Origin of the sequence: Anaerotignum faecicola (assembly GCF_003865035.1) — a bacterium.
GTDB lineage: Bacteria > Bacillota > Clostridia > Lachnospirales > Anaerotignaceae > Anaerotignum_A > Anaerotignum_A faecicola.
Genome location: NZ_BHVZ01000001.1, coordinates 172,126 through 192,093 on the forward strand (window position 1 = coordinate 172,126; position 19,968 = coordinate 192,093).

The 19,968-nt window shown below is 42.8% G+C and carries 14 protein-coding genes; 6 read left to right on the forward strand and 8 right to left on the reverse strand.

From position 1 onward, the window contains the following. Positions 1 to 72 precede the first annotated feature (72 nt). Entirely contained in the window at positions 73 to 1,470 is a 1,398-nt protein-coding gene (locus EJE48_RS00815; RefSeq protein WP_118582047.1) for a sodium:solute symporter family protein, read from the reverse strand. A 222-nt stretch (positions 1,471 to 1,692) separates the two neighbouring features. Between EJE48_RS00815 and EJE48_RS00820 the strand changes: the two genes are divergently transcribed. From EJE48_RS00820 to EJE48_RS00830, 4 genes are all read left to right on the forward strand, one after another. After that, on the forward strand, positions 1,693 to 2,403 hold the full coding sequence (locus tag EJE48_RS00820) for a FadR/GntR family transcriptional regulator (RefSeq protein WP_118582050.1): 711 nt from the start codon (positions 1,693 to 1,695) through the stop codon (positions 2,401 to 2,403). A gap of 174 nt (positions 2,404 to 2,577) precedes the next feature. Then, on the forward strand, positions 2,578 to 2,928 hold the full coding sequence (locus EJE48_RS12905) for a transposase (RefSeq protein ID WP_170158611.1): 351 nt from the start codon (positions 2,578 to 2,580) through the stop codon (positions 2,926 to 2,928). After that, positions 2,862 to 3,767 (forward strand): IS3 family transposase, encoded by a 906-nt coding sequence (locus tag EJE48_RS00825; protein WP_408608178.1) that lies wholly within the window; start codon positions 2,862 to 2,864, stop codon positions 3,765 to 3,767. The genes EJE48_RS12905 and EJE48_RS00825 overlap by 67 nt, the downstream gene beginning before the upstream one ends. A gap of 354 nt (positions 3,768 to 4,121) precedes the next feature. Then, positions 4,122 to 5,345, forward strand: a complete 1,224-nt coding sequence (locus EJE48_RS00830; RefSeq protein ID WP_118581542.1) for an ATP-binding protein — start codon at positions 4,122 to 4,124, stop codon at positions 5,343 to 5,345. A 174-nt stretch (positions 5,346 to 5,519) separates the two neighbouring features. On the opposite strand, the gene EJE48_RS00835 is transcribed toward EJE48_RS00830, so the two are convergent. Further along, positions 5,520 to 6,818 (reverse strand): ATP-binding protein, encoded by a 1,299-nt coding sequence (locus EJE48_RS00835; protein ID WP_118581545.1) that lies wholly within the window; start codon positions 6,816 to 6,818, stop codon positions 5,520 to 5,522. Between the two features lie 653 nt (positions 6,819 to 7,471). After that, the gene (locus EJE48_RS00840; protein WP_147365481.1) at positions 7,472 to 10,462 is read right to left on the reverse strand and encodes an S-layer homology domain-containing protein; all 2,991 of its coding nucleotides are present in this window, start codon (positions 10,460 to 10,462) and stop codon (positions 7,472 to 7,474) included. A 423-nt stretch (positions 10,463 to 10,885) separates the two neighbouring features. On the opposite strand from EJE48_RS00840, the gene EJE48_RS00845 reads away from it, so the two are divergent. Continuing rightward, positions 10,886 to 12,937, forward strand: coding sequence for an ATP-binding protein (locus EJE48_RS00845; RefSeq protein WP_118581551.1), 2,052 nt, complete (start codon positions 10,886 to 10,888; stop codon positions 12,935 to 12,937). A gap of 607 nt (positions 12,938 to 13,544) precedes the next feature. Here the strand turns inward: EJE48_RS00845 and EJE48_RS00850 are convergent. The 5 genes from EJE48_RS00850 to EJE48_RS00870 form a co-directional block, all read right to left on the reverse strand. Then, complete coding sequence (locus EJE48_RS00850; protein WP_124984210.1) at positions 13,545 to 13,754, reverse strand: hypothetical protein; 210 nt, start codon at positions 13,752 to 13,754, stop codon at positions 13,545 to 13,547. Beyond that, positions 13,747 to 14,139, reverse strand: coding sequence for a hypothetical protein (locus tag EJE48_RS00855; protein WP_147365484.1), 393 nt, complete (start codon positions 14,137 to 14,139; stop codon positions 13,747 to 13,749). Before EJE48_RS00855 ends, EJE48_RS00850 begins: the two co-directional genes overlap by 8 nt. Before the next feature lie 213 nt (positions 14,140 to 14,352). Then, positions 14,353 to 15,159: a hypothetical protein gene (locus EJE48_RS00860; protein ID WP_118581557.1), complete on the reverse strand. Its 807-nt coding sequence runs from the start codon at positions 15,157 to 15,159 to the stop codon at positions 14,353 to 14,355. A gap of 136 nt (positions 15,160 to 15,295) precedes the next feature. Beyond that, the gene (spoIVB, locus tag EJE48_RS00865) at positions 15,296 to 16,315 is read right to left on the reverse strand and encodes a SpoIVB peptidase (RefSeq protein WP_118581560.1); all 1,020 of its coding nucleotides are present in this window, start codon (positions 16,313 to 16,315) and stop codon (positions 15,296 to 15,298) included. A 224-nt stretch (positions 16,316 to 16,539) separates the two neighbouring features. Then, positions 16,540 to 17,706, reverse strand: coding sequence for a D-alanyl-D-alanine carboxypeptidase family protein (locus EJE48_RS00870; RefSeq protein WP_118581566.1), 1,167 nt, complete (start codon positions 17,704 to 17,706; stop codon positions 16,540 to 16,542). Between the two features lie 199 nt (positions 17,707 to 17,905). Between EJE48_RS00870 and EJE48_RS00875 the strand changes: the two genes are divergently transcribed. Beyond that, on the forward strand, positions 17,906 to 19,903 hold the full coding sequence (locus EJE48_RS00875) for an S-layer homology domain-containing protein (protein ID WP_118581569.1): 1,998 nt from the start codon (positions 17,906 to 17,908) through the stop codon (positions 19,901 to 19,903). Positions 19,904 to 19,968 lie beyond the last annotated feature (65 nt).

Here is a 19,968-nt window from a genome sequence, read left to right on the forward strand (position 1 = left end):
CTCCTTATTTATATTTATATATTTACTACATTTACTTCAAAAAATTTAAACCAACTTTTCTTTTTCCCTTTTTTAAATTACATCCTTCTTCTTTGTTGTAACTGCACAAGCAATCATCATACCCACAAAGGAGAACAGAATGCCAACTGCTGCATAGTTAATTGCAGTGTTCATCACCATGCCAATAACCGTACCAACCGCACCACACAGCATCGCTGCAATAATGCCGCTATTTGTGAGCTTATTCTTCTTATACAGTGCATACCCCACAAAAATTGGACAGAACAGTGTCGCTGCAGAAAAAGCATTCATTGCTACAAGCCATGCTAATGTATCTGTGAATACCAAGCACATAACAACGGAAAATACCATGATTGCAAGGCATGTTATTCTGGAAAATCTCAGAGATTGCTTATCAGACATATTAGGTTTCAAAACGGGCATAATATCATATGTAACATTTACTGCCATAGACTGTACAGCAGAGCTTACTGTAGACATCATTGCCGCAAATAAAACCGCCGCGAAGCAAGCCAACAGAGGAATCGGGAGTTGATTCATAAACCAGCCAGTTACCGAATCCTTTTCCAAAGTAGGGTTAATAGAATTGAGTGTAATCCCCATATAAATCGCCCAACAGAAGCCAAGCAAAGATACTACTGCAGAAATGATTAAACTTCTTGTTACTTTCTTTTCTTCTTTAATTGCACAAATTCTCTGATAGTACAACTGGTTTGTCATGCCCCCTGGCAAAACAGAGAAGAACCAAAGAAAGACTGTACTCAATCCTAATTTTTTCAACGAACCGGTGATTGTAAGCATATCCGGATCCACGGTTGCTTTCACAGTATTCACACCGCCAGCCATGTTTGTTCCATATCCCAAGGAAATAATCAGGATAATTCCCATGAAACAAGCAAAGAAGAAGTCTGTCCATGCCACTGTTTTCAACCCGGCAGGCATAATAAAGAACAAGCTAATCAAAGAGAAAATAATACACAATGCCGTGTAATCCAGTCCTGTCAAAGCAGAATAGATGCTACCGAATGCTGTAATCTGGGAAGTAATCCATCCCAAAGGAAACAACATCGTCATAGCAGATGATAATACCGTGATTGTCTTATTTCGATTAGAATATTTTTTTAAAATATCCGGAATTGTTGCAAATTCATTCTTTCGCAGCCATTTTGCAATTAAAGCTAAAAATACGAAGGGCAACACCATGAAAATTCCATAAAAAATAACACTAATACCATTCTGATAAGTATTCCCAAGATGCCCTACCATAATTCCGCCACCAAATACACTGGCAAACTGCGTACCAACAACAACAAAAAGAGGAAGTTCTCTGTTTGCAATCGCCCAATCTTCTCCGGACGTTTGCTTTCTGCGGTTCAAAACAAATGTTGGTATTAGCGTTGCCAAAATTAGCACTGCTGTCGCTAAAATAATTGATAACGTTTTATACATTCTCTACGCCTCCTTTTAATTATTATTTAGGTTTAGAATCTACAGTACTGTTCATCATCCCTGCAAGCTAACTGTACTACAGCTGTGTTGTAGTGTCAATATTACTTTCATCTTTTCACAATAATTTGTAGAAATATCCGAATCTTTGGTGTATAATTTAGTTAAATCTCTGTTTTCTTCCTATAATTCTTATTCATTATATCTAAATAAAGGAGTGTACAAATGTCTATAAAAGTACAAAAGCAAAATCTATGCGAACAGCTTACCTCTGCAATCATCCACTATATTCAAGAAGGAACATGGCTTTTAGGACAAAAATTACCCGGTGAAATAGAGCTGGCAAATTCTTTTGAAGTCAGCCGTAATATTATGCGTGAAGCCATTAAAATTCTTGAAAACTTCGGAATCCTAGACGCTAAAAATGGCATTGGTACCTTTGTTTCTCCTAATGCTCTAGAAAACATTCAAAATATGAACTTCTTTTATAGTCTAAAAGATAATACTTCTGTAGAAATGATTCTTGAAATGCGTCTTATGGTTGAGCCGGATGCTGCTTATTTCGCTGCTTTACGCATCCAAGAAGACGGCATTGCTGCCCTAAAAAAGCTTTCCGAAAATCAGCTTGATAAATATGAAGCCTTTCCGGATTATCAAGATGATTTCGATTTGCACCTAGCTATCGCTCATTACAGCGGTAATGTGCTTTGCGAAAACTTCTGTCATTCTCTTTTAAAGCAATTGCAAAATAGTCTCTACTCTGAGTTTAATAAATATTCTTCCGAAAAAACCAGAGTAGATAATATTTCTACGCATACAGCTATTGTAAACGCTATTATTGAGCATAAGGCTGAACTTGCCCAGCATTTAATGAAAGACCACTTGATTAACCGACTAAAGCTAATTAATCCCGATTTTGAAAATTCAGATTTTTAGAAAAACGAACCGCCTTCTTAACAATAAATATAAAAGGTGAATCGTTAAAAAGATTTAATATCCAAGTGATATAGCTGCAAAACTGTAGCTGCATAGAGTATTCCCCACGAAGCGCGAACTGCACCCCATTTGTTAGACAGTATGATATACTATTTAGCAAGTGGGGTGATTTTTATGCCAAAAGGAGTACCAAACAAACGATATACTCCAGAATTTAAGAAACTGGTGGTAGAAACAATGCTGGAGGAAAAACTGAGCTACAGTGAAGCGGCAAGACAATTTGAAATAAATGATTACGGAATCATTCAACGCTGGGAGCGAATTTATCTCGAAGAAGGTTCAGAGGGGCTGGCTATCGAGCGTCGTGGACGCAAAAGCACCGGACGGCCAATGAAACTACAAAAAGAGGTAGAGGAGGATTTGATTGCAGAGGTGCAACGATTGCGTGCAGAAAACGCATACCTAAAAAACTTGCAAGCCTTGGTTTTGGAAAACGAGCGACAGCATCACAGAAAACACAGGTGATTCAGAAACTAAGGCAAGAATTTTCACTGGCAATCCTGCTGGATGTCGCTCAACTGCCTCGTGCAACCTTTTACTATCACCTAAAACAACTGAAGAAAGCAGATAAATATCATTCTGTGAAAGAAGAAATCACTGCTATTTTCCATGAGAATAAAGGAAGATACGGTTATCGACGTATTACTGCAGAACTTCGAAATAGGAATATTTATTTAGATCATAAAACTGTTCAGCGTCTTATGCAGAAGTTGGGCTTGGTTTGTCGTGTCAGGATGAAGAAGTATCGCTCTTATAAAGGAGAAGTGGGCAAAATCGCACCAAATCTGTTAAATCGGAACTTCCATGCCGAAAAACCGAATCAGAAATGGGTCACGGATGTGACAGAGTTCAGCCTGTTTGGTGAGAAACTGTATCTGTCCCCAATTCTCGATTTGCACAGCAGTGACCTTGTCAGCTATACCATATCGGATCGTCCTGTGCTGCGCATGGTGACAACTATGCTGAACGAGGCATTTGCAAAAATTCCGGACGGAACAAACCTCATTCTCCATTCTGATCAGGGATGGCAGTATCAGCACAGGCAGTATCAACGGATGCTCCGGGAGAAAGGCATCCGGCAGAGCATGAGCCGAAAAGGGAATTGTCTGGACAATGCTGTGATAGAAAATTTCTTTGGGCTGCTCAAGAGCGAACTGCTGTATTTGCAAGAATTTCAGTCCCTGGAGCACTTCAAGCAGGAACTCGTTGCATATCTGGATTACTACAACAACCGCAGGATCAAGGCAAAACTCAAGGGCTTGCCGACTGCAATACACAGACAACAAGCCCTTTCGGCTGCTTGAGTTGTTTTACTTAAAATATTCGTCTAACCTTTTAGGGTCAATTCATAGAGGCTTTCAGCTTGCATTTTATTTACTTTTATAGTTCTCTACGCAACCTATCTGTTACCAACAAACTCAGTTGAGTTACATATATTCATGACACTGGGAAAAATCCGAATATATTGAATTTTACTCCTAATGCAGTATATATCATATTTCTGCTAATCACAATACCCTGTTTCACGCCTTATCAACTCTCCCTCACCGAAAGTCAAGACGCTTATAATACGTATATCCTCTTGATGAAACGGATATATTATGATAAAATGCGATTAACCATAGATTTTCATAAAAATCGAAAGTTGGAGGTGCGTTATGACATATATTACACGAGAGCTGGAGCGTAAGTTCCTAAAGCTCAATGATTTTTTCAAGGTTATTCTTGTGACCGGTGCAAGACAGGTCGGCAAAACTACGATGCTCAAGCATTTGGCAACCGATGACAGAACCTATGTCACGATGGATAACGCTATGGCAAGAGAACTTGCCCAGACCGACCCCGTATTATTTTTCCAAACCTATAAGCCGCCTATCCTCATTGACGAAGTACAGAAAGCTCCGGAGCTGTTTGAGCAAATCAAGATAATTTGTGATGAGAGCGACGAAAAGGGCCTTATCTGGCTGACGGGTTCACAGCAGTATAAGATGATGGAGCGAGTGCGTGAAACACTTGCAGGAAGAATCGGAATACTGGAACTGTACAGCTTATCCGCAAGAGAAAAAGCAGGAATAGTGTTTGACACCGATTTGGACTTCTCTCTCGCAACCTTGCAGGCACGACAAAGAAAACTCCCGAAAAACGATGTGATACACGTCTTTAACCACATTTGGGAGGGTGGTATGCCCCAGGTGCAGGGCGTTGACGATGAGCTTCGTCAAGAGTATTTCAATTCCTACATCGACACCTATCTGATGCGAGATGTGGCAGAAGCTGGCGGCATTACCGATACGGTTCGCTTCCGCAAGTTCCTTGTAGGCTGTGCAGCACTTGTTTCAGAGCAGGTCAACTATTCGACACTTGCAGAGTCCGCCGATATTGCTCCAAGTACCGCAAAGGAATGGCTGAAAGTTCTTGTCGGACTTCACATTGTCTATCTCCTTGCTCCGTATTCCAACAATGAACTGAAACGGCTTAGTAAGACCCCAAAGCTATATTTCTGCGACACCGGACTTTGTGCTTATCTTTCGATGTGGCTGACAGCGGACACCCTCCGCAACGGCGCTGCAAGCGGTCATTACTATGAGAATTATGTGGTAATGGAGCTTGTGAAAAACTACGCTTATGCAAAGTCAAAGGTTAATATCACTTACTTCCGTGATTCCAACGCAAAAGAGATTGATGTGTTCGTTGAGGAAAACAATGTGATTCATCCGTTGGAAATCAAAAAGAGTGCCGCACCCGACCGCCGTGATGTCAAGAAATACAGCATAATTGATAAGGCTTCCCTAAACCGTGGATACGGCGGCATTATCTGTATGTGTGAGGAACCGATGCCAATTGATGCGGATAATTGTTTTATTCCCAGCAATCTAATCTAAACAATTTCAAACAGTTTGTTAATCATTAGAAATGTGCACCGCAAGGCACACTTAAAAATCCCGATGCCATTGTCAATGACATCGGGAAAAATCTGAATATATTAAATTTTACTCCTAATGCAGTATATATCATATTTCTGCTAATCACAATACCCTATTACGCACCTTATAGAGTTAGAATCGCACAATTTGATCTATCGCATATAGCGGCAAATTCAGAAGCCATCCTTCTTTTTTATAGTCCGCCATGGATGTACGCACAGAAACCTCCGGCGAAAACTTTTCATAATACGTTTTCAGGCTCTTGGCTCTAAGATTTACCTCTGCCTTTACTTCAACAGGAACAATCCGCTCGCCTGTATCAACAACAAAGTCAACCTCACAAGAGCCCCTATCATTCGTGTAGTAACAAATCTTCAAATCCTCCATATTTTTAAGCTGCTGACAAACATATTGCTCTGTAAGAGCTCCCTTGAACTCTACAAAAAGGTCATTCCCATCCAGTAATGTTCTCTGCCGAAGCCCAACCATACAGCTAAGAAGCCCTACATCTACGATAAAGAGTTTAAATGCCTTCAAATCCTCATACGCACGCAAAGGAATGCCTACTGCATTGACACGGCTAACCTTATGGATCAGACCACAATCGCTAAGCCACAGCATTGCTGTTTCATATTCCTTTGCGCGAGCCCCTTCTCGTATCAGCCCATAAATAAATTTTTTGTTTTCTTTCGCCAGCTGAGACGGAATGCTGTTCCATAACATACGCAATCTCGGAACAATTTCGTTGGGAGCATGCTTTGAGAAATCCTGTTCATAAGCCTCCAGAATTCTCTTTTGAATATATCGAACCTCATTAAAGTCCTTATTTTCTACAAAGCTTTGTACCGCCTCCGGCATACCACCGATAAAATAATACTGCTTCAATGCATCAATATAAGTTTGCTTAAAGCTTGTAATCATTTCAAAGTCCAGATTCTCAAGCAATTCAGCAAATTGCTCTTTATCGGTTGCCATTAAAAACTCCTTGAAGGAAAGCGGATAAAGCTTTAAAAAATCAACCTTGCCAACAGGGAACGATGTGCCTTGATGTAGGGCAATGCCGAGCAATGAGCCTGCACATATAATATGATACTGTGGTGCATTTTCATAAAAATACTTAAGAGATGATAACGCTCTTGGCACCTCATGCACTTCATCAAAAATCAGTAAACAGTTTTCGGAGTTGATTTTTCGTCCGACATACAACTCTATCCCCATAATTAAGCGTTTCGTATCCAAATCGGAGGCAAATAACTCTGCCATTCTTGAATTAGAGTCAAAGTTGATATATACAGTATCCGCATAAGCCTGCTTACCAAACTCTTTCATTAGCCATGTCTTGCCAACCTGACGAGCCCCTTCAATAATCAAAGGCTTACGACGTTTACTTTGTTTCCATTTTAATAGCTTTTCCATAGCAATTCGGTACATCACACACACCTCCGTTATCCTAATTTTAACATAGTATACCACCATATCACAAAAATTACAACGAACATTGTATTTATGCATACATTTTTTACACCGAATTATTGCAGCATCCGTCATAATATTTATCGATTGCGTGAATAAGACGTCCGCTTCTTCTTACCCGGAAAACCAAGTTTTTTTGTACAATAAAATACCGACTTCCCAATCTTTCTTTTAAGCCTAACGATCGGGAATCGGTACATGGTTTTCAATCAGTCTCTACATCATATTTCAAAAATTCAAGAATTTCTTCTTTGGCAGTGAATGAGGAATACCGTGCTTCACGATTACTCATATACATCAAAGCCTCATTCCAATCATCCATAGAATAGGTTTCTTCCGGTATCTGCTCTACTACATCAATCAAATCAAATTTTGTTGTTCTTTTTCAATTTTCGTAAATCCCTAATATAAGTGCAACGGGCTTTCTGCGCTAAGTAGTCAATGAGCGGTAGCTTTTCCATTTATTATTCCTCCTCGACATTTTGCATTATAACAATGCTCCCTTCCAAGTATCCAGTGATTTTATCATTTCACTTCTCAACCCGAAAGGGAGCTCATTTTCACTGAACGTCCTTGTTTGCTGATTGGCTATTTGCTATTATATCGAAATATTATTTATATCTATCCCAATTCGGATTCTCTGTCAGCTTTGTCCAATACTCATTGATTTCGCCTTTCTGCTTAAAATCATGGCTATTTGTTGCCTCCTGCATATTGATGTAATACCAATCGTTCGGCTGATTATCCGGCCATTGAATCATGCCATCCAGCAAATCATCCACCGTTTCAGGCAGTCTATGCAGCATACGGTTAATCATGGATGCCGCCTCGGCTCTTGTGATGTTTTGGTCTGGCTTAAAGGAGCCGTCTGTATAGCCCTGTATCCAGCCCAGAGAGGCCGCACGTCTGATTTCATTTTCCGCCCAATGTCCGGAGATATCGTTAAAATCACTCTTTATCTCGACATTGCTTCGGTCGAAACGAGAACAAATTGCCGCAAATTCCGCTCTTGTGATAGGTGCATTCGGCGCAAAGGCATTTGCTGTACGTCCCTTTACAATGCCGATTTTCGCCATCGTGGAAATAGATTTGTTATACCATTTTCCAAACGCAACATCTGTAAAAACGCTATTTGCTGTGAGGTTATCATCCCGCACATCGTCCTTCAGCAAACGGAAGAAGATAGCCGCAACCTCGGCTCTTGTGATGTCAGCATTTGGTCTTACCAATCCATCCTCATAGCCAACGATATATGCAAAGTGATTATCACTATTCAAGGTTTCGGGAACATCCGTTGCCTTCCAGCCCGCATAAACAGTTTTATCACTCGTCATTTTTACGCTTGTGATTTTATCCGTTAGCTCTTTGTCTGCATACCAACCCGTAAAGGTATATCCAACTCTTTTTGGAATTTTATCGAGTATGACAACTGTATTTTTTTTATATTTTTCATCCTCGTATTTTGTGCCGCCATTAGATTCATAATGCAAAATATAATATTTTGTCACATGAGAGCCGCCGCCACCGGAAGAAGGCGGTGTTGCGATTTTTTCCCACTTGCCGTAAAGAATCGTATCTGTACTCAACACAGTACCATCTGTATAGCTAAGTGTGCATGCATCATCCGTAAACCAGCCTTTGAAGCTATATCCCTGATGGGTTGCCTCCTGTGCCTTTGCTGTATAGGCTGTACCGGTACGGATATAATCATCCGCAGGTGGTGTCACATCAGAGGGGTTATCTGTGCTAACCCACTGATACTGAATCCTGATAGATGGCACATAGGTCATCCAGTCCGTCTTTCCTGCCGCTTTGCTCTGCCCAATAACCAAGCCCTTCTGCATTTTCCAGCTTGGTACGAAAATATCGTTTGCATCCGCCTGTGCCGCCGCAGCTTCGCCGCCCGCACCGGTTGTATACCGAACAAGCTGTGTACCGATTTCCGCTCCTTCCACCGTTACATCTTCACTGTGGATTTGAATTGGTTTCGCAGTGCTTGCACCTGTATAAGAAGAAATCACATTGATATAGCGCCCTTCTTTTGCTTCCCTTGCGCCTTTTTCTAAATAAACATCGTTATTCGTGCTGATTTCTGCAGCACCCCCCAGATTGAAGGCAGTTCCTACATAAACACCGTCACCTCTGGTCGAACGCCGTGCTTCCTCGGTCAGAGAATTGTTATTATCCTTGATGACACCGCCTGTCATGGTATAGGTGCCGCCACAAACACCGCCGCCTGCATTTGCAACATTGTTTTCAATGGAACCGCCGGTTTGATTAGCAGCGGATGTTGGCCATAAGTATACGCCACCGCCCTGCGAGGCTTTGTTTTCGGAAATTGTACCGCCGGAAATCGTTACATTCGTTGCGTCATACAGAAAAACACCGCCGCCGTAATTCTTAGCACTGTTTTTTGTCAGTGTGCCACCGTTAATATTCAGTTCGGTTACGCCGAAGAATGCTGCGATTGCACCGCCGCTTCCTTCCGTCACCTGATTTTCGGAAATTTCGCCGTTTTTAATATTGATTGTAATTTTTTTGCTTTGCTGTGGAAAGGTAAGAATACCGCCACCGTAGTCAAGTGCCTTATTCCCGGTAATTTTGCCGCCGTTCATTTCAAAGGAAGCAGGTTTAGGCTTAAACAATATATCGCCGCCACTTGCATTGGCATAGTCGGCAACATAAACCCCTGCACCATAGCTGCCTTGTCCGGTTGTTTTATAGGTACTGTTGTTTGAAATTTTGCCACCATTCATGACCATCGTTGAGCCGATGATCGCGACACCGCCGCCACCATTTGCCGTATTGCCGCTAATTTCGCCGCCGTTCATGGTAAAGGTACTGCCATTGCCAAGCAAAATACCGCCGCCCAATTCATAGTTACTATTTGTGTTGTTACGAATGACTGCTCCGTTCTCCATTGTTATCTTGACACCATTGTTCGCCAAAATGCCGGAACCAAACTGAGCCGCTTTATTGTTTTCCAAGATGGCTCCGCTTTTCAGCTCAATGGTACCACCACTCGCAGCTTTAATAATAGAATCTGTTTCCGCAGCATGTGTCGCCGCCACAGAATACTCCGCACCATCAATCACAACATTCTTGAGTGTCAAAGATGCAGAAGCATCCTTCAATTCAATCATATAGCCGCCAAGGGAATGCCGATGGATTGTCTTTCCGTCAAGATCCCAGCTCTCTGTTCCTGTAACCTGATATACACTTTTAAGGAAAATATCGCTGGTACCATTTGCATTCGCAAGCTCATTTGCCTTCTCAATCGTCTTTACCGCCGTAGACTCTGTCAGCCCATCCTTTGTATCATCACCATGCATCTGGTCAAGGTAAATCCCTGTAATAGCAGAAACCGCAAATGCCGCACTTTCTTCATCCGCCTCCAGTGTGCCAATCAGAGAATCCGCATCCTCGGCGAAAAACGCCTCATCCAATCCGTCCTCTCCAAATGCGTCATCCTCCGCAGGCCTTTCTGCCTCAAGGCTTTCCACCTGTCCTTCCGCAGAAGTCTCCTCCGCAAAGGCAGCGCATGGCATAAGCGTAAAGGCCATCAGAAATGCCATTGCACATGACAATAGTTTTTTGCTCACTTTCTATAACCTCTCTTTCAAATAAAAATGCTCTGCAATAAAAATTTACAAGAAAACGCTTATTCATAGATTGCATTTCTTCTGTATGTCCCCAAAATATACCAACTAAAAATTATATCAATATTTTTTCTCAATACAATCACTAAAAATTTTTTCATTAACAATGTATATCAAAATTTAAAACAACCCTGAGAAGTACCTAAATTCATATACAAACTTTTTACAGAAATTATCCATTTTTGACGAATTTCGCCACCTTTCGACAAATTTTTTCATTATTCCACCGTGTCGTTTTCATTCATCCATCTGTTGACGTGTTCATTAAATCTATGTTATGGTATATTTTGGTAAATGAGTTTCTATCATAGAACAAATATGATTATTTATCTCGTAAAAATAATATTCTAAAAGGAGTAACCTGAAATGGATAAATGCAGCGCCGCCGTAAAAAGAGCCAAAATATACTGCTTGTTTGTCGGAATCTTCGCTTTCCTGCTTGCGCTCCTTCTCAGCCAAGCTTTTTTTAATTATACGGAAAAAGAAATGAAAATGAGTGCAACCTATACGGCACAAAGCACAGTGAAACGCATCAACGCACACCTTGTGCAATATGTAGCCCTTTCCGATTTCTTGGAAAACATGATTAACTCAGGCTATGAGCTGAACGAAAGTACCTTTTCCAAGCTGGCGCAGCTGATTCCGAATCATAACAACATTATAAAAGCATACGAGCTGGCACCGCAGGGAATCATAACGGAGATTTATCCCAAGCAGGAAAATGAAACGGTTTTTGGTATGAATATTTTGACGGAGCATGAACGAAAATGCGACGCACAGCGGGCAAAACAAACCAAGGGGTATACCATCGGCGGCCCTTATACATTAAAGCAGGGCGGTCTCGGTGCATTGCTTTTCGATCCGGTCTATCAAACCGACGCTTCAGGCAACCGCAGCTTCTGGGGCTTCGTTATCATGGTAATCGACTGGGATGAGTTTATTGATAAAATCGGCTTGGAGCGCTTAAGCGATGCCTCCTATTGCTATGAAATATGGGCAAAAAACAGCCAAACAGGCGAAAAAATCACTTTGGCACAGAGCCAAAAAGATATGCCCCAAAATTGCCTTACCGTTGAATGTGGGATTCCGAACGATACTTGGTATGTGGATATTGCCCCAACTGCCGGATGGATTCCGACTGCCTGGTGGATAATTGCAGGCATTTTTTCATTGATTCTCTCCATAATGACGGCTACCATTTTTTATCAGCTTTACAGCAAAAAATATCGGGAAAAGCAATATATCGATGAGCTGCAAAAGGCAACCGCGCAGGCAAGGCTTGCGAATGAGGCAAAAACGAAGTTCCTTTTTCGCATGAGCCACGATATCCGCACGCCAATGAACGCAATCATCGGGTATTCCGACCTTTTGGAAAAGCATTTACAGGATGAAAAAAAGGCCTCTGCGTATTTGAAAAAGCTGCAATCCTCCGGCAACCTCCTAATGACAATCCTCAATCAGGTTTTGGAGATTGCCCGCATCGAAAGCGGAACAGCCACCCTGCGATTAGAGGCCGAGGATATGGAGGCACTGTTCCACTCTTTGTATACTGTTTTTGAATCGGATATTCAAAAGAAGGAGCTTCATTATTCCGAAGAAATTCATATCCGGCATAAATATGCCGTTTGCGATAAAACAAGATTGCAGGAAATCCAACTGAACATCGTGAGCAATGCAATCAAATATACGCCGCGCGGACATACCATCCATATATCGCTCAATGAGGTGGCATCCGATGATAAACAGGCGCAGTATGTTTTCACCTGCACGGATACAGGCATTGGCATGAGTGAGGAGTACCTCTCCCATATCTTCGAGGAATTCTCCAGAGAGGAAACCTCTGTAAAAAATGAGGTTCCGGGTACAGGGCTTGGGCTGCCTATCGTAAAATCCATTATTGAGCTGATGGAAGGAACCATTCAAGTAGAAAGCAAGCAAAACATCGGCACAAAGATTACAGTAACCCTTCCGTTTGATATTGCAGAAAAAAAGGATGTCTCCGGAAAACAGGAACCCAAGCAGCCCTCTCGTGCAGAAGAAAAGCCCTATCGCATTTTGCTCGCCGAGGATAATGCACTGAACGCGGAAATTGCATTAGAGCTTTTAAAAGGGGCAGGTTTTCTTGTGGAACACGCCGCAGATGGTCAAGCGTGTGTGGATATGCTCAGTCGCGCAGAGGAAGGCTATTATGACTTAATTCTGATGGATGTGCAAATGCCGATTCTAAACGGCTATGAGGCAACGAAAAAAATCAGACAGATGGAAGATCGGAAAAAAGCGGAAATTCCCATTCTTGCAATGACGGCGAATGCTTTTTCTGAGGATCGGCAGGCCGCACTGGAGGCAGGCATGAATGACCATGTTGCTAAGCCTATCGATATGAATGTTTTGCTTCGGGTTATGATGAAATATCTGTAACACGCAAAAAAAATATAAACTCAACTGAAAAACGGCAAACAAAAATACAAGGACGCTCTTTCTTTTTGATGAACGTCCTTGTTTTCTTGTTAGTCGAATCAGTACAAAAACGCACAAACGGTAGCCGGTATATATTTTGTTACAAGCTTTGACACTCCACACAGCTAAAGCAGGAGGATTCTTGGTGGCTGCCAAAGATATCGGCTGACCGGTTCATTTCTGATAGGTCTCACCCCAAGTTATGGCTATTTCAAACTTGTATGGCAAAAGCAACCAATAACCCACGGGAGCATAACGAAAAAAACGGACATTTCTGTCCGCCTAAGTTCAATTCCTATTTCTTCCCACGGGATAAACCGTGTCTCTTGCTATTAACATCCAATTCACAATATCAAAAAAACATCCCAGCACGCTTTCACAAATATCCCTTCTTTCCGCAGACATATCATCCCATTTCTGCAATTGCATAATCGCCGCTTTCGCTTTCGTATACGCCTCCACTGCATCTTGGTTCTTGTATGATATTATTAGATTGTTTTCATAGATATCCTAATCACCATTCCGCAATTCGAAAAATCCTCCTCCTACAACAAGCTTTTGTTTTATTCTATTTTTTTCTAAAAACTCCATCCCCATAACCATATCCATCTAAAGTGTGCTCCATACTCATGCTTTTTGCTAATGCATCTGCACTAATATAAAGCTGATTATCTATACACAAAAAGGCTGGAAATACCTCATCCTCAATCAATTTCCCATCTTGTGTATAAAGCTGTAAATCCGTTTTATTTGCAAAAACAGGTACAAAATTACGCACCGTATTTGCATTTTTCAACTCGATACTGACTTTTTAAAATAGAGCACCCCGATAAATCGAATCTACCTGTCTTTTGGTATGAAACACCCAATTCCTCTACATATATCTTTTCTGTCGAAATGACATCCTCTTCACCTCCATCCCAAATGGAAGCAACTCTCTGTTCATCATTATATTCTACTTTTCCAAAATGTTTTCCCAGTGCAGAAAATAAAACTAACGTCCGCCCATTTACATTAATTGCCGTCGGCAAGTCCTTGCTTTTTGTTTGAATCGTATCATCGAACATCGTTTTAATATCCGTTTTATATACATCAAACTCCTTTTTCCCCACAACTCGTCTCTGCGTCAACTTTTCTATTTCCTTTTTATCGAAAGATTTCATAGATTTTTCTTCTGGCTTTGTAATCTTTACTGTACGTGCATCTGAGTACTTGACAATGTAAATATAGCCAATAATAATGTGCAAAACATTTTTTTCATAAACACCTCTCTATTCACTTTTCATTTAGACATAAAACTAAATTTATTTATATGTTCTACTTCAGTTTATTTTAACCTAAGGTAAGAGCAGCCTTTCCACCAACAGAAGTAAATCTTAGCCACAAAGCAACATATTTTCAAACAAATCCTCATATGTTTCCTCTAATTTTCCAATTGTTTCAATATAAGAGCCGCTTCCCGTGTCGCTTTCTCCCAGCTTATAATAAATCTCGCCCGTTGCTTTATCCACAAGGAACAGACGCACACCTTTGATAACCCAGAAGCTTGCGGTTTCATCCACGCATTGCAGCTTCTGAAATTCTGTCTGCATTTCGCCCACATACGGTGTTAGCTTCTGATAGCTCTCGCTTTTCCGGAACATCGGATCATAAAGCTGCAATTTTTCCTTTACATTCTGCACTGCTGTTTCCTTTGTGATTTTCTGCGCGCGGTTATCCAGATTGATGCAGGGATTCCCCATCGGCATCACTTCCTGCATACCATAGGTTACAGTCGCACCAAGCCGTGTCGCAAAAGCGCGCACCGGAACATAAATCTCGTTTTCCACGCAGATTGTCTTGCCGGAAAGTGCCGTATCCTTCACTTCTTCCCTTTGCAGTCCCAGTGCATCGCACAACGCCCCAAGCTCCATGAAGGCACGCCCGTTTTCAATGATGATATGCTCTGCAGACAGACCGCCATTGATGATGAGAAATGTATGCTTTTCTCCCTCCGTCAGCACAGTCTCCTGCCCGGAATCCGCCGTAAATCTATATTTCCATTCTCCCTTGTCAAAATCACTGTTTTCCGTATCCACGCTGTTCCGATAGCAGGGTGTATGCACTTCCGCCGCCCATGCCTGCCCACAGAAAAGCTGTGAAAGCAGAAGTCCGCAAGCCAACATCCTTCTTAAATTCTTCATCGAAAAAACCCCTTTCCTTCAATTAGACACAAATCCGTTTTTTCTTTAATTATAAAGCAGAAAGCACAAAAAGGGAATATGTAAATAAAAATTGAAAAATACGCACGACATTCCTGCCATGCGTATCTCTCAGAATTTATGCTGCCATATTTTCCATGAAAATGCCGTAGCCCTTCGTCGGGTCTGCCAAAGTCACATGCGTCACTGCTCCCACAAGCTTTCCATCCTGCAAAATCGGCGAACCGCTCATGCCCTGTACAATGCCGCCTGTCAGCGCAAGCAGCCGTTCATCCATAATGCGGATATTCATATCCTTATGCTGTCTTCCGCCGTTCTTCTCCAGACTTTCGATTTCCATGGCATACGCCTGCACGCCCTTACCCTCCAAATCGGAAAGCAGCACAGCCGCGCCCTTTTTTACCTCTGCCTTTGTGGCAACAGGATAGCTTTCACCTGCAAAAACGCCTGCCGCCGCCTTGCCATAAATGCCCGTTTCCGTATTTTTCTCGATTGCTGCAAGCTTCTCTTGCATCTCTACCTGCCCAATCAATTCACCGGCAGCACCCTTTTCCCCTTTCACAATTTCCGTCAGGGTGGTATCTACCACAGAGCCGCCATGAATCACCATCAGTTCATCCGTATCCACATCATACACACCATGTCCCAATGCGCCGAAGGTACCGTTTTCCGCGTCATAATACGTCACTGTGCCGATGCCTTGGATACTGTCCCGAATCCATGCGCCAATCTGATAGGTCTGCGCGGTATTGCTTAGAACCGGTGTAATCTTCACCTCCTTCTGCCTGCCGTTTCGCTCCAGACGCAGACAAATCGGTTTCCCCTCGCTCTGCTGAATGGTTTTCATAAATGCTTCCTTATTCTCCTGCTTCTCGCCGTTTGCCTGCAAAATGCGGTCTCCGGCTTTCAGAAGTCCCTTGCTGGGTTCATGGCTTTCGTTATCCGCTCCGACTACGCTGCCTGTTTCCAAAACCAGAAGCCCTTCTGTATCCATCGTTACGCCCACCGTTCTGCCGACAGGAATCAGCTTCCGCCGCTCCAACGCCTGTGCAGACTGTGGTACGCCTAACAGAATCGGAATGAAAACCGCAAAAAAAGGCAATACTGATAAAAAAATTTTTCTTATTTTCTGCTGCATCTTCTCCTCTCCCAACCATATTTTTTGGAACAATTTTTTGCTCCAACCTTACTTTCTCCGAAACCCAAAAGCGATATACCGCCCAAAAGCACCAGAAACATACAGGAGGCGACAATACTGCCGAAATCGTTGATTGGGAAATTTTTTAATTTTCAACGGAAAACCCTGCATTGCATCATACAAATTCTGCTCCGACAGGAATTCATTTTCTGCGCCTTCTGCCCCTAAAACCATTGTCTTAACATTCTTTGCAGCATAGTATTGATATTTGCTTTTTCAACAGCCTCTGCCGTAATCAAATCCGTCCTGCCGACCTCCTTCCCATGCAGCAAATAAATCAGTTCACCGACCTTCTCCCCTGCCGCAACCGGCGCATCCATGGCAGGCAAAAGCTCCGCTTTCGTTTCCCATTCACCGCCGATATCCTTTTTCAGAAGAATGGAAATCTCCTCCTGCACCACAGCCGAAACGCTGTCCTTCATGCCCTTTGTCACAGGAATACGCCCCATTTCCTTCCCTGCGGGCAGTCCCTTTTCCGCGCTGTAATTGGCAAAGCCATAATCCAGAAGCTTCATGGTTTCCTGAAAGCGCAGCTTGAAATCCGGTGCCGCCATCACAACGCCAATCAGGTGCAGCCCGTTGCGCTCCGCCGTCCCGGAAAGACAATAAAGTGCCTTGCCCGTAGAGCCTGTTTTCAGCCCCGTTGCACCCTCGTACCATTTGATCAGCTTATTCGTATTCGTTAAGCCAAATTCGGACTCCCCCTTGCGCGTTTTATGTATGATGGTATCCTGCCATGTGGTGGTGTATTTTTGAATTTCAGGGAATTTCGTCATCAGCTCCCGACTCATCAGCGCAATATCATACGCACTGGTTTCGTGTCCGTCCACATCCAGTCCGCAGGCATTGACAAAATGCGTTTCCTGCATCCCCAATTCCTCTGCCTTCCTGTTCATCCGCTCCACAAAGGCCTCCTCACTACCTGCCACAAACTCCGCCATGGCAACTGCCGCATCATTCGCAGATGCAATCGCAATACATTTCGTCAGCTCTGCGGCTGTCTGCGTTTCGCCCGACTCCAGAAAAACCTGTGAGCCACCCATACTCGCCGCATGCTCGCTCACCTGCACCGCTTCCTCCCATTCAAACTGTCCTGCCGCCTCCGCTTCGTAAATCAGCAATAATGTCATCACCTTTGTCACGCTGGCAGGCGGCATTGCCTCGTGACTGTTTTTTTCATATAAAATTGTTCCCGTACCTGCGTCCATCAGCACCGCACTTTTACTTTTCAGCTGCAATGCATCCGTTTCCGCCGCAAAAGCAGACAGGCTAAACCCAAGCGACAGCACAGACATCAGCAGTATCGCCAATACTCCCTTCCAATTCTTCATCCGCCCATTCCTCCCAGATATTCTTATGGATACTCTATGCTTTTCCCCGCTGAAGTATGCAGACGGCGAAATTCTTAAGAGTTTTTTAAATTTGACTGATTTTTACAAAAGTCTGTAATTTTGTTGTATACTGTTGCTATAGCAGAAAAAAATTTGTTATAATCTTACTATTGATGAAAAGAAAAGGAGGGTATTCTCTATGAAAAAGACAAAACATACTGTAGCCTTGGCTCTGGCGGCAATGCTGGCGTGCCAACCGCTTTCTGTTTATGCGGCAACCTTTGCCGATATGAATCAGGCTCCTTGGGCGGGTGCCGAAGCATCCATCAATAAGGCGGCAAGCCTGGGTCTGGTTGTTGGGGAAACCAGAAACGGCAAAAACCATTTTCGCCCCAGAGATTCTGTTTCTCTGTCCGAATCCTGCCAGCTGGCGTATAAGCTGCTGATACAGACAGGCAAGGCAAAGGCGGATGACAGCGTAACCCAGAAATGGACTCCCATCATGAATGCTTACGGCATCCAGAGCTGGGCATATCCTGCCGTTTCCTACTGCTTGGAAAACGGGATTCTGGCTACCTCTAACCTGAGCGGCTTCATGAAAAACGGCTCTAATCTGCCTGCCACAAGAGAACAGGCAGCAACCATTCTTGGGCGCGCCTTAACAAAGGGGGTTTCTTCCTACACAGCAAATGAAACCACAACCACCTTCCTGGACAACAGCAGCATTTCCACAGAAGCGAAGCCCTATGTTGCCCTGCTGAAAAGGGTAGGCGTAGTCAATGGGGACAATTCCAATAAATTCAACCCCAAAAAGACACTGAACCGCACAGAAACCGCAGTTCTGGTAACAAACCTGTATGGTGTACTGGAAAAGGCAACCACACCGACCACACCCACAACTCCGACAACACCTGCCAACCCGACCATCTCCACGCAGAAGGGTACGGTTGCGACCATGACAAAATTCTATGTCAATCTGAAGGACAGCGCAGCCTACTATATGCTGGCATCCGGCGGCACAACCATCACACTGAACGGTTCTTCTGCCACCATGAGCGATGTCGTAAAGCTATATAAGGCAGGCACCTCTATTGATGTTACCCTGACGCTCGACAGCAGCCTGCATATCACCAAGCTGGAGGCTACCTATAAGGAAACCAAGAAAACCAAAGGCAGCCTGACAAAGGTGAGATATAATAAAACGGATAAAGAAGGCTCTATCACGATTGATAAGGACAGCACCTACTCCTTTACCGACAAAGACGATGTAGATATCCGTATCGACAAAAAGAGCTATAGCCTGAAGGAATTGTACGACCTATTCACAAAGGCAGAGGATGACAAAGCAACCATTGAGGTCGAGGTTACCCTTGACAACAAAGGAAATCTGACAAAAATCACAGGCAGCACAAAGGAAAGCAGCAGCAGTGATTCCATAAAGGGCAAGGTTTCCAAGGTGAATTATGATAAGTCCGACAAAACAGGCTATATTCAGCTGAAAAATAAAACCACAAAATATTACATCGATGATACAGATGATGTAACCGTAAAGATTGACAACAAAACAAAAGACTACAAAGATCTGTATAATCTGTACGATGATGGGGATAGCACCATTACCGTTACACTGACATTGGATAAAAAGGATTATGTTACTAAAATTACAGCAACTACCTCCGACAGCGAGGATGATGCAGACGGCAATGTTGCAAACGTTACCTATAAGGAAAACAAGGACACCGGTACGGTAAAAATCGGCAGCAAGACCTATGATATTGATGATGTAGATGATGTCGATATCTCCATTACCGACGGTTCCGATAAGATTAAAACATGGAAGGATTTCTATAATGCCTATAAGGACAAAAAGGTCATGAATGTTTCCGCTACCGTGAAAAATGATGAGGTAACAAAAATCACAGGTAAGGTAACGGAGGCAAAGGGCGAATATTCCAAGCATGGCACGGATTATATCAAAATTGAAGGCAAATACAGCAATAATGTCTCCCGCTATGATTTTGATAAAGATGATATTGATACCATCAAAGCAAACATCACCAATGCTTCCTATGTGAAAACACTGGAAGATCTGATTGATGAAATTCTGAATGATTTTGGCAAGGGTGACAAGCTCGACCTTGTTCTCACACTGGATAAAAACGGAAATATCACAAAAATCTCCGGCGAATATAAATAATTTCGCCAAAACGTACTGACCATAAAGGGCAACACCTGCATGAAAAGGCGTTCAGACAAAAATCA